This is a genomic window from Pantoea sp. Tr-811 (assembly GCF_011752535.1).
Lineage (GTDB): Bacteria > Pseudomonadota > Gammaproteobacteria > Pseudomonadales > Pseudomonadaceae > Aquipseudomonas.
On sequence record NZ_VWXJ01000055.1, the window covers coordinates 1 to 1,258 of the forward strand.

Sequence of the window (1,258 nt, forward strand, 5' to 3'; positions counted from 1 at the left end):
GGGTGGGCCTGTCCCGTGACAACGGACGCCAAGAGGCTGGCTATTGAGCCGCCTTTCTCAAGCCTTTGGCATATTCGTTCGGTGAACGATAGCCCAGGGCTGAGTGCAGTCGACTGCTGTTGTAAAACCCGTGGATGTAATTTGCGATTGCCAGGTGCGCTTGCTGCTTGCTGGGATAAACCCGGCAGGCCTCTTCTCGCTTCAATGTGGCAAAGAAGCTCTCAGCTACGGCGTTATCCCAACAATTGCCCTTCCGGCTCATGCTCTGCGTGAAGCCTTTCTTGGCCAGCGCGAAGCGGAATTTGCTGCTTGCATACTGACGCCCCTGATCGGAGTGGAATACAACACCGTAGAGGCCAAGGCATGCGTTCCAAGCGTTGATGAAGGCTCGCTCAACCAAGTCGTCCGGCATACGATCCGCCAAGCTGTAACCCAGCACTTGGCGAGTCTGAATGCTGAGTACGACTGCCAGATACAACCATCCCTCTTTGGTGGCGATGTAGGTGATATCGCTGACCCAAGTGGGCGTCGCGCTATTCACGGAAAACTGTCGAGCCAGCACATTGTCCGCTACAGGTAGGTAGTGGTGGCTATCAGTCGTACAAGGTTTGAAGCCGCCTTTGCATTTGCCTTGAATGTGTTCCTCGTGCATCAGCCGACCTATCCGTTTGTGACCCACCGCGTGTGCCTGTCGGCGCAAAGCTTCGACCAGCCGTGGTCGGCCATAGGTATTCCGGCTGGCTGCGTAGGCCTTGTGCAAATCAACGCGAATCTGAGCGTCTCGATCTGGACGGCCCTGGCGATGCTGATAGTCGTAAAACCCTGAAACTGAGACACCCATCACCCGGCACAGCAATCGCACTGGGAATTGAGCCCGTTCACTAGCGACGAAGGCGTATCTCACCTGGACTCTTTGGCAAAGAATACCGCCGCCTTTTTTAGGATTTCGCGCTCCAGTTTGAGTTCGGCATTTTCGGCTCTGAGCCGCGCCAGTTCGCTGTCGTCTTTACTGACAGGGCGTCGGTCGGCGGAGCTTAACGAGTGCCCTTTGCGAGACGCATCAACCCAGTTATCCAGCGTCTTTACGGGAATCTCAAGCTGCCGGGCAGCCTCGGTTCTTCCCACCGTTTGCGCCAAGGCAACGGCCTGGATTTTGAATTCTTCGGTGTAGTTACGGTAGGTTCGAGTGGACATGACAACCTCCAAGAGAACGATTCAAGTATCGCCTCTTGGCGTCCGTTGTCACGGGACAGGCCCA

Annotated in this window: 2 protein-coding genes; both read right to left on the minus strand. The window is 55.8% G+C overall.

The features are described from left to right. Positions 1-40: 40 nt before the first annotated feature. The gene (locus F3J44_RS29370; protein ID WP_370526802.1) at positions 41-904 is read right to left on the minus strand and encodes an IS3 family transposase; all 864 of its coding nucleotides are present in this window, start codon (positions 902-904) and stop codon (positions 41-43) included. After that, positions 901-1,194, minus strand: a complete 294-nt coding sequence (locus F3J44_RS29375; RefSeq protein WP_167070870.1) for a transposase — start codon at positions 1,192-1,194, stop codon at positions 901-903. The genes F3J44_RS29370 and F3J44_RS29375 overlap by 4 nt, the downstream gene beginning before the upstream one ends. Between the last annotated feature and the right edge of the window lie 64 nt (positions 1,195-1,258).